The organism is Microbulbifer aggregans, from assembly GCF_001750105.1.
GTDB classification, from domain to species: domain Bacteria; phylum Pseudomonadota; class Gammaproteobacteria; order Pseudomonadales; family Cellvibrionaceae; genus Microbulbifer; species Microbulbifer aggregans.
Window position 1 is genome coordinate 1,254,516 of the sequence record NZ_CP014143.1, and the last position, 20,754, is coordinate 1,275,269.

General features: G+C 60.8%; 22 protein-coding genes. 11 read left to right on the forward strand and 11 right to left on the reverse strand.

All coding sequences use genetic code 11. The features are described 5' to 3' along the window. Positions 1-300: 300 nt before the first annotated feature. Positions 301-1,203 (forward strand): DUF1214 domain-containing protein, encoded by a 903-nt coding sequence (locus tag AUP74_RS05390; RefSeq protein WP_226999901.1) that lies wholly within the window; start codon positions 301-303, stop codon positions 1,201-1,203. Between the two features lie 76 nt (positions 1,204-1,279). On the opposite strand, the gene AUP74_RS05395 is transcribed toward AUP74_RS05390, so the two are convergent. The 3 genes from AUP74_RS05395 to AUP74_RS05405 form a co-directional block, all read right to left on the reverse strand. Beyond that, on the reverse strand, positions 1,280-1,762 hold the full coding sequence (locus AUP74_RS05395; RefSeq protein WP_069946681.1) for a methyltransferase family protein: 483 nt from the start codon (positions 1,760-1,762) through the stop codon (positions 1,280-1,282). Positions 1,763-1,806: 44 nt separating this feature from the next. Continuing rightward, on the reverse strand, positions 1,807-3,303 hold the full coding sequence (locus AUP74_RS05400) for a YifB family Mg chelatase-like AAA ATPase (RefSeq protein WP_069946682.1): 1,497 nt from the start codon (positions 3,301-3,303) through the stop codon (positions 1,807-1,809). 69 nt (positions 3,304-3,372) lie between these two features. Beyond that, positions 3,373-3,621, reverse strand: a complete 249-nt coding sequence (locus AUP74_RS05405) for an accessory factor UbiK family protein (RefSeq protein WP_069946683.1) — start codon at positions 3,619-3,621, stop codon at positions 3,373-3,375. Between the two features lie 516 nt (positions 3,622-4,137). Between AUP74_RS05405 and AUP74_RS05410 the strand changes: the two genes are divergently transcribed. The 6 genes from AUP74_RS05410 (at position 4,138) to AUP74_RS05435 (ending at position 9,595) form a co-directional block, all read left to right on the forward strand. Then, a complete protein-coding gene (locus AUP74_RS05410) occupies positions 4,138-4,851 on the forward strand; it encodes a TorF family putative porin (protein WP_226999902.1) in 714 nt (237 codons plus the stop codon). Positions 4,852-4,903: 52 nt separating this feature from the next. Beyond that, positions 4,904-5,242, forward strand: coding sequence for a P-II family nitrogen regulator (locus AUP74_RS05415; RefSeq protein ID WP_069946685.1), 339 nt, complete (start codon positions 4,904-4,906; stop codon positions 5,240-5,242). Between the two features lie 78 nt (positions 5,243-5,320). After that, positions 5,321-6,580 (forward strand): ammonium transporter, encoded by a 1,260-nt coding sequence (locus AUP74_RS05420; RefSeq protein ID WP_069946686.1) that lies wholly within the window; start codon positions 5,321-5,323, stop codon positions 6,578-6,580. Between the two features lie 80 nt (positions 6,581-6,660). Beyond that, a complete protein-coding gene (locus tag AUP74_RS05425; protein ID WP_043319767.1) occupies positions 6,661-6,999 on the forward strand; it encodes a P-II family nitrogen regulator in 339 nt (112 codons plus the stop codon). 300 nt (positions 7,000-7,299) lie between these two features. Then, positions 7,300-7,524 carry a hypothetical protein gene (locus AUP74_RS05430; protein WP_069946687.1) on the forward strand — a complete coding sequence of 75 codons (225 nt, stop codon included), beginning with the start codon at positions 7,300-7,302 and terminating at the stop codon, positions 7,522-7,524. Between the two features lie 178 nt (positions 7,525-7,702). Next, positions 7,703-9,595, forward strand: coding sequence for a DUF3604 domain-containing protein (locus AUP74_RS05435; protein ID WP_069946688.1), 1,893 nt, complete (start codon positions 7,703-7,705; stop codon positions 9,593-9,595). Positions 9,596-9,619: 24 nt separating this feature from the next. Here AUP74_RS05435 and xerC read toward each other — a convergent pair whose 3' ends face one another. The 5 genes from xerC to lptM form a co-directional block, all read right to left on the reverse strand. Next, the gene (gene xerC / locus AUP74_RS05440; protein ID WP_145924325.1) at positions 9,620-10,516 is read right to left on the reverse strand and encodes a tyrosine recombinase XerC; all 897 of its coding nucleotides are present in this window, start codon (positions 10,514-10,516) and stop codon (positions 9,620-9,622) included. 7 nt (positions 10,517-10,523) lie between these two features. After that, the gene (locus AUP74_RS05445; protein WP_083260839.1) at positions 10,524-11,261 is read right to left on the reverse strand and encodes a DUF484 family protein; all 738 of its coding nucleotides are present in this window, start codon (positions 11,259-11,261) and stop codon (positions 10,524-10,526) included. Between the two features lie 21 nt (positions 11,262-11,282). Then, positions 11,283-12,113 carry a diaminopimelate epimerase gene (gene dapF / locus AUP74_RS05450; protein WP_069946689.1) on the reverse strand — a complete coding sequence of 277 codons (831 nt, stop codon included), beginning with the start codon at positions 12,111-12,113 and terminating at the stop codon, positions 11,283-11,285. A 66-nt stretch (positions 12,114-12,179) separates the two neighbouring features. Beyond that, complete coding sequence (gene lysA / locus AUP74_RS05455) at positions 12,180-13,433, reverse strand: diaminopimelate decarboxylase (RefSeq protein ID WP_069946690.1); 1,254 nt, start codon at positions 13,431-13,433, stop codon at positions 12,180-12,182. Then, entirely contained in the window at positions 13,430-13,690 is a 261-nt protein-coding gene (lptM, locus tag AUP74_RS05460; protein ID WP_069946691.1) for an LPS translocon maturation chaperone LptM, read from the reverse strand. The genes lysA and lptM overlap by 4 nt, the downstream gene beginning before the upstream one ends. Before the next feature lie 86 nt (positions 13,691-13,776). Between lptM and cyaY the strand changes: the two genes are divergently transcribed. After that, positions 13,777-14,103, forward strand: coding sequence for an iron donor protein CyaY (gene cyaY / locus AUP74_RS05465; protein WP_069946692.1), 327 nt, complete (start codon positions 13,777-13,779; stop codon positions 14,101-14,103). 28 nt (positions 14,104-14,131) lie between these two features. On the opposite strand, the gene argH is transcribed toward cyaY, so the two are convergent. Continuing rightward, complete coding sequence (argH, locus tag AUP74_RS05470) at positions 14,132-15,565, reverse strand: argininosuccinate lyase (protein ID WP_069946693.1); 1,434 nt, start codon at positions 15,563-15,565, stop codon at positions 14,132-14,134. A 144-nt stretch (positions 15,566-15,709) separates the two neighbouring features. Here argH and AUP74_RS05475 point away from each other — a divergent pair, with 144 nt between their 5' ends. Then, on the forward strand, positions 15,710-16,846 hold the full coding sequence (locus AUP74_RS05475) for a sensor histidine kinase (protein ID WP_083260840.1): 1,137 nt from the start codon (positions 15,710-15,712) through the stop codon (positions 16,844-16,846). Further along, positions 16,843-17,589, forward strand: coding sequence for a LytR/AlgR family response regulator transcription factor (locus AUP74_RS05480; protein ID WP_069946694.1), 747 nt, complete (start codon positions 16,843-16,845; stop codon positions 17,587-17,589). The genes AUP74_RS05475 and AUP74_RS05480 overlap by 4 nt, the downstream gene beginning before the upstream one ends. An 18-nt stretch (positions 17,590-17,607) precedes the next feature. Here AUP74_RS05480 and AUP74_RS05485 read toward each other — a convergent pair whose 3' ends face one another. Continuing rightward, positions 17,608-18,756: a PilT/PilU family type 4a pilus ATPase gene (locus AUP74_RS05485; RefSeq protein WP_069946695.1), complete on the reverse strand. Its 1,149-nt coding sequence runs from the start codon at positions 18,754-18,756 to the stop codon at positions 17,608-17,610. A 113-nt stretch (positions 18,757-18,869) separates the two neighbouring features. After that, positions 18,870-19,904: a type IV pilus twitching motility protein PilT gene (locus AUP74_RS05490; RefSeq protein WP_069946696.1), complete on the reverse strand. Its 1,035-nt coding sequence runs from the start codon at positions 19,902-19,904 to the stop codon at positions 18,870-18,872. Between the two features lie 121 nt (positions 19,905-20,025). On the opposite strand from AUP74_RS05490, the gene AUP74_RS05495 reads away from it, so the two are divergent. Continuing rightward, positions 20,026-20,721, forward strand: coding sequence for a YggS family pyridoxal phosphate-dependent enzyme (locus AUP74_RS05495; protein ID WP_069946697.1), 696 nt, complete (start codon positions 20,026-20,028; stop codon positions 20,719-20,721). Positions 20,722-20,754 lie beyond the last annotated feature (33 nt).

Here is a 20,754-nt window from a genome sequence, read left to right on the forward strand (position 1 = left end):
CCCCGCAGACCGCAGACTGGTGATAGAGAGTTGCTGGATTACACTCAAAGATGAATCCGCCTGTTTCCGTTGTCCGTCAGAGCCTCGGGCTGGTCGCATTGCACTTCCCCGCGCCAGGCCCGTCGACACGCTCTATGGTGCTGGCGCGTACCCCGGCGCTCAACGGCTCGACGCTCGCAACCGGTATGAGGTCCGTCACCGATGATTCGCAAGCTGCTTTTCTTTATTTTTCTTCTGCCCTGCCTCGTGATCGCGCAAGAAGTCACAGTCGAAAATTTTGTCCGGGCCGAGTCGGATACGATGTTTCGCAAGAATATGGAAGGTGCCGGCGTAGGTGTCGGTGAGCTAAGCCATATTCGCACTCCGACCACCCCGGACAACCAGCCGGTGATCCGGATGAACCAGGATACGCTCTACTCGATGGTGATTCTGGACCTGTCGAAACCGGTCACGGTGACACTGCCGGACCTGGGGGGGCGCTATCAGTCCATGCATGTGGTGAACCAGGATCATTACATGTCCTATGAGGCAAAGCCTGGCACCTATCGACTCACCCAGGATGAGGTGGGCTCCCGCTTTGCCCTGGTGACTTTTCGCACCTTTGTGAATACCAATGACCAAAAAGATATCGAGAAGGCGCACGCTGCACAGGACGCCATCAAAGTGAGCGGTGGCGGGAGCGGGCCTTTCGATGCACCTGAGTGGGATGCCAAGACTTTGACGGTCGCCCGCAAGGCGCTCAACGACCTCGCAATTCTCGGTTTTGAAAGTGCACACGCCTTTGGAAGTAAAGAAGAAACCAAGCCTATTGATCACCTGGTCGGTGCGGCGGCGGGTTGGGGTGGCTTGCCCCAGAGTGCGGCCTATTATGAGATCGACAGCGTCTCCCAGAACGACGGTAAACAGCCCTATGCGGTGACAGTCAAGGATGTGCCCGTCGACGCGTTTTGGTCAGTCACCGTCTATAACGCCGACGGCTATCTCGAAGCCAACAAGCAGGGCGTAAACAGCTACAACGATGTGACTGCTGAACGCAATCCGGATGGGTCGCAGACCATTCACTTCGGCGGGTGTGAAGACGGGCGCGTGAACTGTATCCCGATTACACCGGGATGGAATTACGCTGTGCGGATGTATTCCCCCCGCAAAGAAATTTTGAGCGGTGAGTGGTCGTTCCCCAAACCCGAGCCATCGAAACGCTAGCAGCTGTCGCCGCCAGGGTAGTCATTTTGGGAAGCTGACCTACGCATTCATGCCCGACGTAGCACAGTCTTAACGGTCAAAAGTAACGCCGCACCTGTCGCAGGTAGCGGCGATACTCCTCGCCGAACTTGCGCTCCAGGTAGCGCTCTTCCCGACGCACTACACCGCTGTGTACCAGCCAGAGTAAAAGCGGCAGCAGCACCAGTGCCCAGAAAGTATTGATGATCAGAGTGAGTCCCAAGTACATCAGTGTCAGCGCCAGGTACAGGGGATTGCGACTGAAACGGTACGGGCCGCTTGAGACAATCGCCCGTGTCGATCCACCCGGATGCACGCAGGTGCCCGCGCGATCCAGTGTGATCTTCCCCCACAGCGCGAGTACCACTCCACTTGTCAGCAGCATTGCGGCAATTGCCCAGTGCCAGCTTGACCTGGCTCCCATCGAGAGCGGGTAAAACCATTCCAGCACAGCGGCCAGCACCAGAAAGCCTGCGTAAATCAGTGGTGGCAGCGCAATGACCTGAGCGTGATCTGGTGTCCGCACACACTCTGTTTTCATCCTGACACTTCTCTGTAGCTGTTAGGGGTGGAAGTTGTTGTAGGTCAGGCGCCGACCGTAGCTGGTCGGCGATCCAGATTGCGGTATGCCAGTGCTTCCGCCACCTGAGCCGTGCCAATGTTAGCGATCCCCGCCAGGTCGGCCAGGGTACGGGCCACTCTCAGTACCCGGTGATAGGAGCGGGCGGAGAGCCCCAGCTGAGTGACCGAGTTTCGCAGCATGGCCGCTTCACTCTTGCCCAGTGCGCAGTGTTGTTCCAGTGCACTACCTGCCAGTTGCGCATTCACTACCCCCTGACGCGTCAGTTGCCGCTCACGCGCGGCCAGCACTCGTGCACGCACGGTTTCGGAAGACTCGCCAGCGGGTGCCTCCTGCAGCTCGGCCGCGTTCATGCTTGCCACTTCCACCTGCATGTCGATCCGGTCCAGCAGTGGTCCAGAGAGTTTGTTGCGATAGCGGTCAATCTGATCCGGCGTGCAGCGGCAACGGGATTCGCCCAGATAGCCACAGGGACAGGGGTTCATGGCCCCGACCAGCTGGAAACGGGCCGGATAAGTCACCTGGGCGCGGGCGCGGGAAAGACGCACCTCGCCGTTTTCCAATGGCTCCCGCAGCAGTTCGAGCGCATGCCGGGGGAATTCCGGCATCTCATCGAGGAACAGCACACCGCGGTGCGCCAGGGAAATTTCCCCGGGCCGCGGGTTGCTGCCGCCACCCACCAGCGCCGTTGGGGAGGCGCTGTGGTGGGGCGCACGAAATGGCCGTTGCTGCTGCCGCGGCAGTCCCGCACTGGAGTAGACGGCGGCTACATCGATTAATTCTTCCCGCGACAGCGGCGGCAGGATGCCCGGCAACCTGCTGGCGAGCATGGTCTTGCCGGTACCGGGCGGGCCATAAAAGAGCAGGTTGTGTCCGCCGGCCGCGGCAACCTCCAGTGCGCGTCGGGCGCGCAGCTGGCCGCGCACCTCGGTGAGGTCGGGATAGCTGTGAAGGTTGTCGCTCGCAGGGGCTGCCTGGGCAAGGGGCAGGCGCTCGCGGCCGTGCAACTGGGCGCAGACTTCCAGCAGTGAGTCGGCAACCTGTGCCCCGCCATTTGCCAATGCCACATCGTCACTGCATTCCCGGGGAGCAATCAGCGTCCGGCCCGCATCCCGGCAGGCGATGGCGGCGGGCAGCGCGCCGCTGGCCGGCCTCAGGGCGCCGGTCAAGGCGAGTTCACCGATAAATTCCAGTGTTTCCAGCGCGTCACCGGGCACCTGTCCGGAGGCGGCGAGGATACCGATGGCGATGGCCAGGTCGTAGCGACCGCCTTCCTTGGGCAGATCGGCGGGTGCGAGGTTGACAGTGATGCGGCGCTGGGGAAATTCAAAGTGACTGTTGATCAGGGCGCTGCGCACGCGATCACGGCTCTCGCGCACGGCGGCTTCGGGCAAACCGACAATATTAAATGCCGGCAGGCCATTGGCCAGATGGGTTTCGACAGTAACAAGCGGGGCGGAGACGCCAACCTGGGCGCGGGCAAAGGTGACGGAGAGGCTCAAAATTTCTTCCCTGAAATTTGCTGTTCGGCGGACCGCTACTCCCCAATGCGGCCGCTATCTAATGGTCTGTCATTCGGCTGAGGGCGGACGGTGGTCTCGGGAGCCGAGTGCTTTCTCCAGCTCGGCCACCTGGGCCTCAAGTGCAGCGACCTTTTCCCGGGTGCGCTCGAGGATGGCCACCTGGGTATCGAACTCCTTCTGAGAAACCAGAGGCAATTTTCCCATGGCGACGGTGAGGGCATCCCGCAGGTCGTCGGTAACCACCGCACCCTGATCCCTCAGCTCCTTCAGGAGTTGCTGCAGCTTGTCTGAAGACACCTATCTACCCTCTCTGACCGGCACCGGTATTGATGCCTGCTGATCTGCTCGAATTGTACCCCAGTCACTGAGCTGGCCGAAACGGCCTCAAACTAGGGCATTAGCAGTGCCTTGCACTGGCGCAGCCTGCCGGGTCTTTGCGCTCTTATGGATCGCCGCTCCAGCTTGGGGCCCCTTTACTGTGCGTAGTGCCTGACCCGGGTCCAAATTGGTGCGCCCCAGCTCCCGTCCGATCGCCGAGAAAGCCGTAACCGCTTCACGGAATTCCTCTAACTCATTGATTTCTAGCTGAAAAATCAACTTGGCATCAAGTGTGCAATTTACATGGCAGCAGCCTCCGGTCCGGAACGCGTTTCCGGACTGTGCTTCAGCCTCGGGCAAGGACAGCTCACAAGGCGAAACAGCAGAGCCACCATCCATCCAATGGTCGGCACCCGACGCTGACAGGCTGTAACGAGAAGACGACATAAAAATTACAGATCACAGAGACCAAGGAGAATTAAGGTGGGAACGAATATGAAAAACATTGCAGCCGTACTGACGGCCGGGGCCCTGACTCTGGCTTCCTCCTCTGCGGTGAATGCTGCTGAAGGCGGCTTTTCCGCGAGTGCCAATCTGGGCGTCGTGACTGACTACAAGTTCCGTGGTGTATCCCAGACCGATGGCGGTGCAGCGGTTCAGGGCGGTGTCGACCTGGACTTTGGCAATGGCCTGTACCTGGGCACCTGGGCCTCTCAGGTGGACTTCGCCTGGGGTGAGGACGAAACCGACTACGAGCAGGATTTCTACGGCGGCTATGCCGGGGAGTTCAGCAACGGCATCGGCTATGACGTGGGCTACATCTATTACGCCTATCACGGCAGTGACTGGGATGAGGATTACCAGGAGATCTACGGCAGCATCAGCATTTCTGACCTGACCCTGGGCATGGCCTATTCCGATGACTACTGGGCGGGCACCGGCGAGTTTTATTACACCTATGCCGATTACAGCTTTGCGCTGCCAGCCGACATGAGCCTGGGCTTGCATGTGGGTGCCAACCTGTTTGACGAGGAGGCTTTCCTGTTCGAGGCCGATTCCTACCTCGATTACTCGCTCACCCTGGGTAAGGAGTTCGGTGGTTTGAGCCTGAGCGCTTCACTGATCGGAACCAATATCAGCGATAGCGAGTGTTACGGCCTCGACTGGTGTGAGCCTTCGGTGCTCGCAGGGGCGACTTACAGCTGGTAATCGTCAGGCCCTGCTCCACGGAGCAGGGCCACAATACTATGGGGGATCACAGATGAAACTGGTCACAGCAATTATCAAACCCTTCAAGCTCGATGCCGTTCGCGACGCGCTTGCCGAGGCCGGAGTCACTGGCATCACGGTCAGTGAAGTGAAGGGCTTTGGTCGCCAGAAGGGCCACACCGAACTCTACCGCGGAGCCGAATACGTGGTGGATTTTCTGCCGAAAACCATGCTGCAAATCGCAGTGGATGACAGCCGGGTCGACGCCGTGCTGGAAGCAATCGGCACCGGTGCCCACAGCGGCAAGATCGGCGACGGCAAAATTTTCGTCACCGAGCTGGAAGAAGTGGTGCGGATTCGCACCGGCGAAACCGGCGCTGAAGCGATCTGATGAAAAACGGTGCAGTGTAACGACGCTGACTTGAAAAAATTACTGAAACAAACCTCTCGGGATTGAACGGAGCGAACGATGGAAAACCAAATTTTTCAGTTGCAGTACGCAATTGATACATTTTATTTCCTGGTGTGTGGTGCACTGGTCATGTGGATGGCGGCAGGCTTCGCCATGCTGGAAGCGGGCCTGGTGCGTTCCAAGAACACCACCGAAATTCTCACCAAGAACGTGGCACTCTTCGCCATTGCCTGCATCATGTACCTGCTGACTGGCTACGCCATCATGTATGACGGTGGCTGGTTGCTGTCCGGTATCGAGGCATTTGATATGGAAGGCGTACTCGCCAGCTCGGCCGAAAACGGCTTCGAGGGCGACTCTGTCTACTCCGGTGCTTCAGACTTCTTCTTCCAGGTGGTGTTCGTGGCCACTGCCATGTCCATCGTTTCCGGTGCAGTTGCGGAGCGCATGAAGCTGTGGAGCTTCCTCGCTTTTGCTGTCGTACTGACCGGCTTCATCTACCCGCTGGAAGGTTCCTGGACCTGGGGCGGCGCCGACGTCTTCGGCCTGTATAACCTGGGTGACCTGGGCTTCTCCGACTTCGCCGGTTCCGGCATCGTACACATGGCCGGTGCGGCTGCGGCGCTGGCTGGCGTGCTGCTGCTCGGCGCCCGTAAAGGCAAGTACGGCCCCAACGGCCAGGTATACGCCATCCCCGGCGCCAACCTGCCGCTGGCGACGCTCGGTACCTTCATCCTGTGGATGGGTTGGTTCGGCTTCAACGGTGGCTCGGTGCTGAAACTGGGCGATGCCGCCAACGCGCACTCCGTGGCCATGGTGTTCCTGAACACCAACACCGCCGCTGCGGGTGGTGCGATTGCTGCACTGATTACTGCCCGTGTCCTGTTCGGTAAGGCCGACCTGACCATGCTGCTGAACGGTGCCCTGGCCGGCCTGGTGGCAATCACTGCTGAGCCTTCCACGCCGACTGCCCTGCAGGCGACCCTGTTCGGCGCCATCGGCGGTGTCCTGGTGGTCTTCTCCATCGTCACCCTGGACAAGCTGAAGATCGATGACCCGGTCGGCGCTATCTCTGTGCACGGTGTGGTTGGCCTGCTGGGTCTGCTGCTGGTGCCGGTCACCAATGACGGCGCCTCCTTCAGCGGACAGCTGATCGGTGCGGCCACCATTTTTGTCTGGGTATTTGCCGCTTCCTTCGCCGTATGGTTCCTGCTGAAGGCCATCACCGGTATCCGCGTCAGCGAAGACGAGGAGCAAGAAGGTGTTGACTTGGTAGAGTGCGGAATGGAAGCTTATCCGGAATTCATGGGCAAATAACTGTCCGCACCCGCTGCCGGCCCTCACGGGTCGGCGGTTGAACTTCCCGCAGAAACAATCGACCAGGGGAACAAGAGACAATGAAATTAATCACGGCTGTGGTGAAGCCCTTCAAGCTGGACGACGTGCGCACCGCGCTCTCTGAAGTGGGCGTGCAGGGCATGACGGTTACCGAAGTAAAGGGTTTCGGTCGCCAGAAGGGTCACACTGAACTGTATCGTGGCGCGGAATATGTGGTGGATTTCCTGCCCAAGGTAAAGCTGGAACTGGCAGTGGATGACAGCATGGTGGACAGCGCCGTGGAAGCCATCACCAAGGCTGCCCAGACCGGCAAGATCGGTGACGGTAAAATCTTTATCACCGCGCTGGAAGAAGTGATCCGTATCCGCACCGGTGAAACCGGCAGCGAAGCGGTTTAAGCGCCGCGCGCACGACTCTTCCAGATCCTGAAAGCCCCCGCGGGGGCTTTTTCTTTTTGTGCTGATTCCCGCCAGATTTCCTCTTTCCATGCCAGCAGATCCAGTGTCGCGTTTATCCCCATAACCAACTGCGATAAACCGTAACCGGTCGGCAACAAAAAACTCTACGTTTGTTGATCCCCGATGCTGGCGTGATATGGCAAAGCTGCCTATATATTAATCGCCGCGGGGTAATCCAAGGTAGCCGGCGGCACAGGGGTACTTCCTCTGTAACAGAAGTAGCAGTTACAGGGTTCAATCATGAAAGATGGTTACCAGGATCAAAACAGCTCTTCCCGTGCAAAAGACAATGAGGATTTTGCTGAAGAGCGCAGTATCACTTCCCGCGAGCGGGCCCGCAGTCAACTCAATTCGGATATCGAGGAATATCTTGCCAGCGGTGGCGCCATCGCGGAAATCGATCCGGATGTGACCGCCGATCCGCCGCGCAAGCCGCAGCCGAAATACGGCAGCCGACCGATCTGAAGGTGTTGAAGTGCGCGTTGGGTTGACGCGCACCTGGCTCCTCAAGGCGCGGGACAAATCTATCGGAGAGGGTTGCTGAATAGCGCTCTCATCGTTGATCTATGGTTTATGCAGGCGGCGCCGAGCCCGGTGTCGCTTTGGTATGGGCCGTATTTTAATTGATGGGAGAAACGCACGGATGGGACTACTGAACCGACTGCTGGTCGCCTATGTCGCCGTATCTGCAGCTGCTGTCTGTGTGGCCCAGGATGCGCCACCGACGGGACCCAAGTCCGACGCCAAGTATGCGCCCTACCCAGAGCTGGATTTCCCGAACCGGGTCTTCTTCGGTGATACCCACCTGCATACCAGCTACTCCACCGACGCGGGCATGTTCGGCAATACGCTTGGGCCGGATGCCGCCTACCGCTTCGCCAAGGGTGAGACGGTCACTTCCAGTACCGGTGTGCCGGCGCGCCTGCACCGCCCACTGGATTTTCTGGTGGTCGCCGATCATGCCGAGAACCTGGGCCTGGCGCCGTTGATCGAGGAGTCCGACCAGAGACTGCTGGCCAGTAAATGGGGCAAGCAGGTGCATGACCTCACCAAGGCGGGCAAGCCCGATGAGGCGTACGCCATGTGGGGCTCTGCGATCGCAGAGCGCAAGGATCCGCTGACAGGCATTGAAGGCCTGGTGGCGTCCATGTGGCAGCGGATCACCAAGGCTGCAGAAGAACACAATAATCCGGGTCTGTTTACCGCCCTGATCGGATTCGAGTGGACCTCCAGTCCGGATGGCAGCAACCTGCACCGTGTTGTCGTATTCCGCGACGACAAACCCAGGGCCGATAAGATCATTCCGCTATCGGCTTACGATTCCGAGGATCCCGAGGATTTGTGGCGCTGGATGGCTGACTATGAGGAAAAAGTAGGCGGTCGTGTCCTCGCCATTCCGCACAATGGCAACCTCTCCAACGGACTGATGTTTGACAGCGTCACCTTCACCGACCGCAAACCCCTCGATCGGAATTACGCCGAGCGTCGCGCCCGGTGGGAGCCCATGTACGAGGTCACCCAGATCAAGGGCGATGGCGAAACCCATCCACTGTTGTCGCCAAACGATGAATTTGCCGACTTCGAAATCTGGGACAAAGGTAGTTTCGGTGCAGCCAAGGAAAAGGACATGTTGCCGCGTGAGTATGCCCGTGAAGCGTTAAAGCAGGGACTCGCCTATCAGGAAAAGCTCGGGGCCAACCCCTACAAGTTCGGTATGATTGGCAGCACCGATTCCCACACGTCACTGGCCACGACCGGGGAGGATAACTTTTTCGGCAAAGCCACAGCGGTGGAACCGAGCAGCGATCCGATCCGTTTTGAGGAGAAGATTACCGGCTATCTGCCCGACCCCAAGGGGCGCGACTATGCCATCCGCCACTACCAGGCCAGTGCCTCAGGGCTCGCTGCGGTGTGGGCACGGGAAAATACCCGCGAGGCGCTCTGGGATGCGATGGCGCGCAGGGAGGTGTACGCAACCACGGGCACACGCCCGCTGGTGCGGGTCTTTGCCGGTTTCGGTTTTACCAAAGACGACCTCAACCGCTCCGACTTCGCCCAGCATGGCTACGACAATGGCGTGCCCATGGGCAGGGAGCTCAAGCGTTCAGACAAGGCCCCAACGTTCCTGGTGCGGGCGTTGCGCGACCCGGACGGCGCCAATCTGGACCGCATCCAGATGGTGAAAGGCTGGCTGGATAGCGGGGGCAAGACCCACGAGCGGATTTACGACATCGCGGTGTCCGACGGTCGCAAGATTGGTGCCGACGGCCGGGCAAACCAGGCGGTGGGCAACACGGTCGACCCGAATGACGCCACCTACACCAATGCGATCGGCGATCCCTTCCTGCAGGCCTATTGGAAAGACCCCGAATTCGATGCCAGGCAAAATGCCTTCTACTACGTGCGGGTGCTCGAAATCCCCACGCCACGCTGGACCACCTACGATGCGAAATACTTCGGACTGAAACGGCCGAAAGATGTGCCGGCAAGTATCCAGGAGCGGGCCTATACCTCGCCTATCTGGTACAACCCTTGAAAGCTCACAAGCAGAGGGTAACTGCTAGCGTTTTTTGTCTTTAGCGCGCGGATGAGCCTGGTCGTATACGCGGGCCAGATGCTGGAAATCCAGGTGGGTATAGATTTGCGTGGTGCTGATATCTGCGTGACCGAGTAATTCCTGCACGGCGCGCAGGTCGCCGCTGGATTCGAGCATGTGGCTGGCAAATGAATGGCGCAGCATATGTGGATGGACCCGCTGCTCCGCTCCGCTGCTGCGGGCCCAGTGGGCCAGGCGGTTCTGCACGGCGCGGTTGCCAAGGCGACGGCCCTTCATGCTGGTGAAGACGGCATCCTCCGCTGATCGGGGCGCCACCTGACGCCAGCGGGTTAGGGCGGTACTTGCTTCCGAACCGACGGGCAGCAGGCGCGTCTTGCCCCCCTTACCCGTCACCCGAACCTCGCCCGCCGGCAAATCCAGGTCGCGCCAGTTAAGGGCGGTCAGCTCACTCAGGCGCAGGCCACTGCTGTAGAACAGTTCCAGGATTGCGCGGTCTCGCAGTGCCAGCGGATCCTCGTCAGTATCCGGTGCCTGGACAAAGTCTGCCGCCGCATCCACGTCCAGCACTTTGGGCAGTTTTTTCTCGCCCCGCGGGGGGCGCAGGCCGGCAGCGGGGTTGGCGCCAATCCAGTGTTCCCGCAGGGCAAAATTACACAGGCTGCGCACGGCGGAGAGCCAGCGCTGCAGGCTCTTTGCCCCCAGTCCTTCCCGGTGTAGCTGTGCCAGCCAGCTGCGCAGCGTCATCTCCCGAAGTTGTCCGATTTCGTCGACGCCTTCCCGTTCCGCATATGAATGCAGGCGGACGAGGTCGCGTCGATAGGCGGCAATGGTGTGGGGGGAGAGCTGCTTGCCGGTTTGCAGGTGGTGCAGAAAGCGTTCGATGGCGCCCGTCAGCAGCACGGCATCATTACCGCTGATCCAGCAGGCGCGGCAACAGGCGTTCCAGCACTTCGCCGATATAGGAGAGGAACAGGGTGCCGAGACTGGAGCGGTAGTGCTGGGGATCGCTGGAGCCGACAGCCAGTACGCCGAGCTGATTGGCAAGAGGCACCACCGCGGCAGAGGCAACGGCTTCCGCATCCTTGCCGAACAGGTAGGCCTTTTCCGCCGGGCGCAGAATGCCGCACACGGTGCGACCGTTGCGGAGGATGCTGCCGATCGCGTTCTCGGCGGCGGGGCGCGGGGTGCAGCGGACTTCTCCCAGATCACTGTGCCCGCCGGGCAGCGGACCAAACAGGGTCAGGGAGGTGAACTCGACGCCAAAATCGCTGGCGAAGCTCGGGTAGAGCGCGGCACCGGCCTCGGCAACGGACTCCGCTTCCAACAGTGCCAGCATCAGTCGGCGGCTGTGCAGGAACAGCTGGTCGTTTTCACGTGCATTGTGCAATAACTGGTCGAGACGCTGACGCATCTCGATGTTGCGTTCCCGCAGCAGGTGAGTCTGGTGTGTCATCAGTGACACGGTCTTGCCGTTCTCCCGCGGCAGCTTGATGGTCTCGAGCAGCTCCATGTGTTCGGCGAAGAAATCCGGATTCTGGATCAGGTAGCGGGCCACCTGGCGAGCCAGCAGTTTGCGGTCGCGCTTGGAGTCGCCGCTGCCGTCACTGTCGAGGGCTTCCAGGGTTACGTCGCTTGATTCCGTCATCTTCGGGATTGCTGCCTGCTGCTAGAGAACGATCTGCCCATGGTACACGGTGGTGGCGGGCCCGGACATGGTAACCGGCTGTCCCGGTCCGCTCCAGTGGATTGTCAGTGGCCCGCCGGGCAGGTGGATGGTGACGGAATCGTCGACCAGGTCGCGCAGGCGCGCAGCCACGGCAGCGGCGCAGGCGCCGGTGCCACAGGCGCGGGTCTCACCCACGCCACGTTCGAACACCCGCAGATGGGCCTCGTCCCGTGAGGTGATCTGCAGGAAGCCCACATTGACCCGATTGGGAAAGCGGGGATGGCGTTCGATCTTGGCGCCCAGGCTCTCCACAGGAGCAGTGATTACATCTTCCACCAGCAGCACCGCGTGCGGGTTGCCCATGGAGACGGCACTGACGGTGAAGACTTCGCCGTCCACATCCAGTGGATAGGTTTCCGCCTGGCGATCGGCTTCGAAGGGCACGTCGGTGGGCTCGAGTACCGGCACGCCCATGTCGACACTGACCTGATCCCCATCAAGGTGACTGAGTCGCAACAGGCCGCCAGCGGTTTCCACGACCAGGTGCTTTTTGCCGGTGAGGCGGCGCTCGCGCACAAAGCGCGCGAAACAGCGGGCACCATTGCCACAGTTCTCCACTTCACCGCCGTCGGCGTTGTAGATGCGGTAGCGGAAGTCTGCGTCGGGATTTCTTGGCGCTTCCACAACCAGCACCTGGTCGCAGCCGATGCCGAGGTTGCGGTCCGCCAGTTGGCGAATCTTTTCCGGCGACAGCTTGATGCGCTGGCTGATCGCGTCGAGCATGACAAAGTCATTGCCGAGCCCGTGCATTTTGGTGAACTTCAACCGCATCTGATTCCTCTGTACTGCTCTCCGCTGTATTGTTCGCGCGGAATGCCGCTGTCCCTTGAAGGCCGGTTAGTGTTTCTCCGGCGCCTTGCTCTCGCCGCGTACCAGATCCGCCATGCTCTCGCGGGCGCGGACGAGATGGGAGCGGTCCCCATCCACCAGTACTTCTGCCGCACGGGGGCGGGAATTGTAATTGGAGCTCATGGTGAAACCGTAGGCACCGGCCGAGAGCATGGCCAGCAGCTGGCCGGGCTCCAGGGCCAGCTCGCGGCGTTTGCCGAGAAAGTCGCCGGTCTCGCAGACCGGGCCAACGATATCCCAGAACTCAGTATCCCTGCCGTTCGGCTGCACCGGCACGATATCCTGCCAGGCCTGGTAGAGCGCCGGACGCAGGTTGTCATTCATGGCCGCATCGACGATGGCGAAATTGTGCTCTTCGGTGCGTTTGAGGAATTCCACTCGGGTAAGCAGCAGGCCGCCGTTAGCGGCAATGGAGCGGCCGGGCTCCAGTACCAGCTCCAGTTTGCGGTCGCCGAGCCGCTCTTTCACCGCGCCGATGTAATCGCTGACGGGGGGCGGTTCTTCGCCTCGGTAGCGTACGCCCAGCCCGCCGCCGAGATCCAGGTGCTTCAGGTGAATGCCTTCGCCTGCCAGCTCGTCGATCAGCAGCAGCAACCGCTCGAGTGCGTCGAGAAATGGCGACACTTCGGTGAGCTGGGAGCCGATATGGCAATCGACACCCACCACGTTCAGGTGCTCCGATTTCGCTGCGCGGCGATAGGTGTCGAGGGCGGTATCGATGGCGATACCAAACTTGTTTTCCTTGAGCCCGGTGGAGATGTACGGATGAGTTTTGGCATCCACGTCCGGGTTCACGCGTAGAGAAACTGGCGCAGTTACACCCATCTCGGCTGCCACCGCATCCAGTCGTTCGAGCTCTGCATCGGACTCCACATTGAAGCAGTGCACGCCCACTTCCAGTGCGCGGCGCATCTCCGCGGCGGTCTTGCCGACACCGGAGAATACGATCCGGGCCGGATCACCACCGGCGAGCAGCACCCGCTCCAGCTCACCGCCGGAGACAATATCGAACCCGGCACCGAGCTGTGCCAGTAGCGACAGGATGCCGAGGTTACTGTTGGCCTTTACCGCATAGCAGACCAGTCCAGGATGATCGCCCAGTGCGTCGGCGTACTCGCGGTACTGACGCTCGAAGTGGGCACGGCTGTACACGTAAGTGGGGGTGCCAAACTGTTCGGCTATTTCCGTCAGGGAGACATCTTCGGCCCAGAGGCCTCCGTCGCGGTAATGGAAGTCACTCATTTTTCTACTGCAGGCTCCAGCTCGTCGGCGGCGGTTTCACTATCGTTTCTGCGCCGCGTTTCTTGTTGTTCTTCCGTTGTCTCGGCCTGGGCGCCGGGAGTCGTGCTGCTCGCCGGTGCCACTATCGGCGACTGTGCCGGTACCGGGGCCGGGCTGGCCGCATCCTGCGGCAGGTACAGTGGACCTTTCTGGCCACAGGCACCGAGCAGGCTCGCGGCCAAAACGACGGTGGCGAGTGGTAAATTTTCTTTAAACATCGACGGCTTCCTGCGCATTGTTGTGCGGAAAAGCCTGCTAGTATAGCCAGCTACTCTACCCGATGAACACTGTAACAGAAGTAACTATGACAGCGAGCCAGGCAGACTTTGAAGCGGCGATCGAGCGCACCCTGATCGAGATCGAGGACGCACTCGATTCCTGCGAATGGGACATCGATTACGAACGCGCGGATGCGGTGCTGACCCTGACCCTGGAGGACAACGGTAGCCAGGTCATCCTCTCCCGCCAGACCGCCAACAAGGAGCTGTGGGTGGCGGCCCGTTCCGGCGGTTACCACCTCGCCTTTGAGCCACCCGGCTGGAAGTGCACGACTACCGGTGAGGACCTGCCGACCCTACTGGACCGGGTATTGACCGAGCAGCAGGGCGAGTCAGTTTCACTCGGGTTGTAATAATGATTGGCGACGCCGCGGCAAATGTTCAGCGCGCGGCGATCGCTTCCCTGGCGCGGGTGCAGGCGGCCCGCACCTGTGCGGGGGCAGTGCCACCGATATGGTCCCGGGCGGCCACGGAGCCCTCCAGGGTCAGCACATCAAAAACGTCTTCACCGATGACGTCAGAGAATTTCTGCAGCTCTTGCAGACTCAGGTCGGCGAGATCGCAGTTCTTTTCGATGGCAAATGCCACCGAGTTGCCGACTATCTCGTGTGCATCACGGAAGGCCACCCCCTTACGCACCAGGTAGTCGGCCAGGTCGGTTGCGGTGGAGAAGCCCTTGGCTGCCGCGGCGAGCATATTGTCCTTTTTCGCTTTCAGTGCCGGCACCATGTCCGCGAAAGCCCGCAGGCAGTCCAGCGCGGTGTCGGCCGCATCAAACAGCGGCTCCTTATCTTCCTGATTGTCCTTGTTGTAGGCGAGCGGCTGGCTCTTCATCAGGGTCAGCAGGGCGATCAGGTGGCCGTTGACGCGACCAGTCTTGCCACGTACCAGCTCCGGTACATCCGGGTTCTTCTTCTGCGGCATGATCGAGGAGCCGGTGCAGAAGCGGTCGGGCAGGTCGATAAAGTCAAACTGGCTGGAGGTCCACAGCACCAGCTCCTCACTGGCGCGGGACAGGTGCGTCAGCAGCAGTGCGGCAAACGCACAGAACTCGATGGCGAAGTCGCGGTCGCTGACGGAGTCCAGTGAGTTCTCCGTGGGCGCATCGAAGCCAAGCAGCTCGGCGGTGCGGGCCCGGTTGATCGGGTAACTGGTGCCTGCCAGGGCAGCGGCGCCCAGGGGGGAGCGATTTACCCGCTTGCGGCAGTCCATCAGGCGCTCGTAATCCCGGCTCAGCATCTCGTTCCAGGCCAGCAGGTGGTGACCGAAGGTCACCGGCTGCGCGGATTGCAGGTGGGTGAAGCCGGGCATGATGGTATCGGCCTCGCGCTCCGCGAGCTCTACCAGGCCGTTCTGCAGGCGGGTGAGCTCGGCGCCGATGGCGTCGATGCGGTTGCGCAGCCACAGGCGGATGTCCGTGGCGACCTGGTCATTGCGGGAGCGGCCGGTGTGCAGTTTCTTGCCGGTCGCGCCGATGCGCTGGGTCAGGCGCGCCTCGATATTCATATGGACGTCTTCGAGCTGCACCGACCAGGGGAACTCGCCGGCCTCGATCTCCGCGGCGATAGCCTTGAGACCGTCCTCGATCTGCCGGAACTCATCATCAGTGAGTACGCCCACCTCGGACAGCATTTGCGCATGGGCCAGCGAGCCCTGGATATCCTCCAGCGCCATGCGCTGGTCAAACATCACCGATGCGGTAAAGCGCTCCACGAAGGCGTCGGTCGCCTCACTGAAGCGGCCGCCCCAGAGCTTGGCGGCGGGGTTGGCATCGGATCTGGGTTCCTGGGGTGCGGGGGCTTTCTTGTCACTCATGTTCTGTCGCTGTCTCTCGCAGTCTCTCCGCGGATCTGGCGGAGGTAGTGGAAGTGGCTGGGCGATGGCGGTATCTTCGAGGGCGCGCTGCGCTCCACAGAGCGGCGGCGAACCTGATAACAATGCACGAAGAATAATAGTGGTATGACCTCCCCACAGTCCGCGCAACCGGCGGGCAGTATAACGCAGCAAATTCGAAAATTTGCGCCAGATGGCGAAGATTCTGCGCAGGCGCAGTTCCTGCCTGACCTGTGCCATGTCTCCGCGCTGGCAGTACTGGTACTGATGGGCGAGCTGCTGGCCCTGGTACTGGTGCTGGCGGTGGATGGGCTGCGGGATTTCAGCTGGCAGCGTCTGGGCCTAGTGTCGCTGGCGGTGCAATGGGTGATCCTGCCCTCCGCCGCGCTTCTGTGCCGACTGCGACCGAGACTGGCGCAGCTGTCCCATCGCGTTGCCGGGGCGATCAGCTTTGCCGTGGTCATGGCGGTGTTGCTGGCGGTCCTCGTCGTCCAGGAATGGCTGCGTGCCTCACTGATGCGCCAGGGCTTTGATCTCTGGCATCTGCTCGACAATACATTGCTCGGTGCCATCTGTGCCGGCGTAGTGCTGCGCTATGCCTATGTACAGCAGCAGCTCCACAACCAACAGCGCGCCGAACTGGTCGCGCGTATCGATGCCCTGCAGTCCCGCATCCGCCCCCATTTCCTGTTCAACAGTATGAACAGCCTCGCCAGCCTCATCGCCATCGATCCAGAGCGGGCGGAGAAATTGGTCGAGGATCTCTCCACCCTGTTCCGCGCCAGCCTCGCGGACTCCAAAATGGTGCCGCTCGAGCAGGAGCTGACCCTGGCCCGGCGCTATCTTCAGATCGAGGCGTTGCGTCTCGGCGAGCGGTTGCGGCAGAGCTGGGATATAGACTCCGGTCTGGAGAGCGCAGTGATTCCCTCCATGCTGCTGCAGCCCCTGCTGGAAAATGCGGTACTGCACGGTGTGGCGCGACTGAAGCAGGGCGGCGAGATACAGGTTTATCTGCGACAACTGGATAACCAGTTGCAGCTGGTGATAGAAAACCCAGCCCCCGCGCTGGATTCCAACCGGGAGCGCCGTGGTAACGGCATGGCACTGGAGAATATTCGCCAGCGGCTTGCCGCGCACTACGGTCACCGTTATCGCTTCCAGTCAGAACTTGAAGATGGGATCTACCGGGTAGAGGTTATCCTGCCGATGAACAATATCCCCGAGACGGGAAAGAGAAGCGAGAAGATGGAGCCCGCCCTGTGACGGAACTCGGTGTACTGATCGTGGATGATGAACCCCTCGCCCGTGCCAGATTGGCCCGTCAGCTGGAGGGGCTGCAACGCTGCACGTTACTGGGAGAGGCTGCCGATGCCGAGGCGGCCCTTGTCCAGGTTGAGGTGCTGGATCCGGATCTGGTACTGATGGATATCGAAATGCCCGGGGACAGTGGCCTGGTGCTGGCCGAGAAGCTCTCAGCCCGCGAGCATCCCCCGGCAATGATCTTCTGCACGGCCCACGACGAGTTTGCCCTGCCGGCTTTCGCTACCGCAGCCACGGGTTACCTGCTCAAGCCGGTAGCGAGGGAGCAGCTGGCCGCGGCCATCGATAAATTGCAGCGCCTGAGCAAACCGCAGCGACGGGTGGCTGCCACCGGAAAGGTGGGGGAATCCCCGAGACCACAGATCAAGGCGGTGAGCCGCCGCGGAGTGGAGTTGTTGCCGGTGGATACCATCCGCTGCCTGATCGCTGACAGCAAGTATGTGGTCGCTCACCACGACGGCGGTGAGACGATCCTCGATGAGTCGCTGAAAGACCTGGAGCGAGAGTTCGGCGATACGTTCGTGCGGGTGCATCGCAATGCCCTGGTATCGAGGCATTTCATCGCCGGACTGAGTCGGGACAGTGGCGGTTACCGGGTGATGTTGAGCGGAAGCGAGCAGCGGCCCCAGGTGAGCCGCCGCCTATTGCCCACAATCCGTGAGCTGGTGGAAGAGCTGGGCCGGTAACGACTACCAGCCCGCGCATCAGTACAGCTTCGGTCCGCCGTATTCGTCGCTGTCGCCCTCGAGGCTCAGCTCGCCCGCTGCATCGTTCAGGTACTCGGCATCGGATTCCGACTTGAGCTTGATCATCAGGCGCAGGTCGTTAGCGGAGTCGGCGTGGGAGAGGGCGTCCTCGTAGGTGATCTCGCCGCGGTCGTACAGCTCGTACAGGGCCTGGTCAAAGGTCTGCATGCCCTGCTCGTTGGAGCGTTTCATCAACTCCTTCATCTTGTGCACCTCGCCCTTGCGGATCAGGTCCGCCATCAGCGGGGTGTTGATCATGATCTCGAGACAGGCGCGGCGGCCGTCGCCATCCGGTGTGGGTACCAGCTGCTGGGCGACCATCGCCTTGAGGTTCAGCGACAGGTCCATATAGAGCTGCTGGTGACGGTCCGCCGGGAAGAAGTGGATGATCCGGTCCAGCGCCTGGTTGGCATTGTTGGCGTGCAGGGTGCACAGGCACAGGTGGCCGGTCTCGGCGAAGGCGATGGCGTGATCCATGGTCTCGCGCGAGCGCACCTCACCAATGAGAATCACGTCGGGCGCCTGACGCAGGGTGTTCTTCAGGGCGACCTCGAAAGATTCGGTATCCAGGCCCACCTCGCGCTGGGTGACAATACACCCGCGGTGCTGGTGGACGAATTCGATCGGGTCCTCGATGGAGATAATGTGACCTTTCGAGTTTTCGTTGCGGTGGCCGATCATGGATGCCAGTGAGGTGGACTTACCGGTACCGGTCGCACCCACGAAGATGATCAGGCCGCGTTTGGTCATCGCCAGATCCTTGAGGATCTCCGGCAGTCCCAGACCGTCGACCGTGGGGATACGGGTCTCGATGCGGCGCAGCACCATGCCCACCAGGTTGCGCTGGAAGAAGGCGGAAACCCGGAAGCGGCCCACATTGCGCACGGCAATAGCGAAGTTCAGCTCTTTCTTTTCGGCGAATTCGCGACGCTGCTTCTCGTTCATCACACCCACCACCAGCTCGCGGGCCTTCTCTGGCGTCAGCGCTGAGCTGCTGGCCGGGATGACCTTACCGTGAACCTTGATCGAGGGCGGTACACCGGCGGTGATGAACAGGTCCGATGCCCCTTTCTCCACAACCAGCTGTAACAGTCTTTCGATTTCCATTGTCTAAACCACTTTTATTGTTGTCGCGTCGCTGCGCTATTGTCCGCGGCCGATGCGGAAGTTTGCGCGATTAATGCTGTCCCCGTTTAAGGCCTGCAGGGACAGTCAATGACTTAAAAGTTTTCGGGCATCTTCGCCTTCTCACGGGCCACATCGCGGGTGATCACCCGGCGCTCCACCAGATCCTGCAGGCACTGGTCCATGGTCTGCATGCCCACGCTGGCACCGGTCTGGATGGCAGAGTACATCTGCGCGACCTTGTCCTCGCGGATCAGGTTACGGATTGCTGGGGTGCCACGCATGATCTCATGGGCCGCCACCCGGCCGCCGCCATTGCGCTTCAGCAGGGTCTGGGAAACCACCGCCTGCAGGGATTCTGACAGCATCGAGCGCACCATTGCCTTTTCTTCCGCCGGGAATACATCCACCACCCGGTCGATGGTCTTGGCCGCGGAGGTGGTGTGCAGGGTGCCGAATACCAGGTGACCGGTTTCCGCCGCAGTCAGGGCCAGGCGGATGGTCTCCAGGTCCCGCATCTCACCAACGAGGATGATGTCCGGGTCCTCACGCAGGGCGGAACGCAGGGCCTCGGCAAAGCCGTGGGTGTCCCGGTGTACTTCCCGCTGGTTCACCAGGCACTTTTTCGATTCGTGCACGAATTCGATCGGATCCTCGACGGTGAGGATGTGCTCGTACTTGTTGTCGTTAATGTAGTCGATCATTGCCGCCAGGCTGGTGGACTTACCGGAGCCGGTGGGCCCGGTCACCAGCACCAGGCCGCGGGGGGTGTCACAGATCTGGCGGAATACCTGGCCCATCCCCAGATCGTCCATGGTCAGTACCTTGGACGGAATGGTCCGGAACACGGCACCGGCACCGCGGTTGTGGTTAAACGCATTTACACGGAAGCGGGCGACGCCGGGCACTTCGAAGGAGAAGTCGGTTTCCAGGAATTCCTCGTAATCCTTGCGCTGCTTGTCATTCATGATCTCGTAGATCAGCGCGTGTACCTGCTTGTGCTCCATCGGCGGCAGGTTAATGCGGCGGACATCGCCATCGACACGGATCATTGGCGGCAGCCCCGCGGACAGGTGGAGGTCCGAGGCGTTCTGCTTGGCACTGAAGGCGAGGAGTTCTGTGATGTCCATACTGCTACCTTATTGTTCTGATTACCCTGTTGTCCTCTGGCGGGAGGCGGCGCGAGGTGCCGGATTCGAGTCGCAGTCGGATTTGCGTACAATCGGCCCCTCTTTGTTATCGAGCTAGTATATGCGCAAAGAAGACATCACCGAAAACCTGAATCGTGTGCGCGCACGCATCGTCACCAGTTGTGCGGCCTGCGGGCGCGATCCGGACAGGGTAACCCTTCTGGCAGTATCCAAGACCCGGCCGGCGTCAGACCTGCGCAGCGCCTTCGATGCCGGCCAGCGCGATTTTGGCGAGAACTACCTGCAGGAGGCGCTCGAAAAGCAGGCGGAGCTCTCGGATCTGGATATCACCTGGCACTTCATCGGGCCGCTGCAATCCAACAAGACCCGGGCGGTGGCCGAGCATTTTCACTGGATGCACAGTGTCGATCGGTTAAAAATTGCACAGCGACTTTCTTCACAGCGACCGGATTCCATGCCGCCGTTGAACCTGTGTCTGCAGGTCAATATAGACGACGAAGACAGTAAGTCGGGTGTGTTACCCGAAGAGGTTGTCGCTCTGGCGGAGGCGGTGGCCGAGCTGCCAAATGTGTGCCTCCGTGGGCTGATGGCCATTCCCGCGCCGCGGGAGTCGGAAGAAGAACAAAAGCAGCCTTTCGAGGCCCTCTATGCGCTGCTCGATCAGTTGCGTGAGCGGCTGCCGGGGCAGCCACTGGACACGCTTTCCATGGGTATGTCTGGCGACATGGAGGCGGCTATCGCCAGCGGTGCCACCATGGTACGGATCGGCACCGATATTTTCGGGCGAAGAGACTAACGGACGCCTCTCGCCGCAGCGAGAGGCGTCACC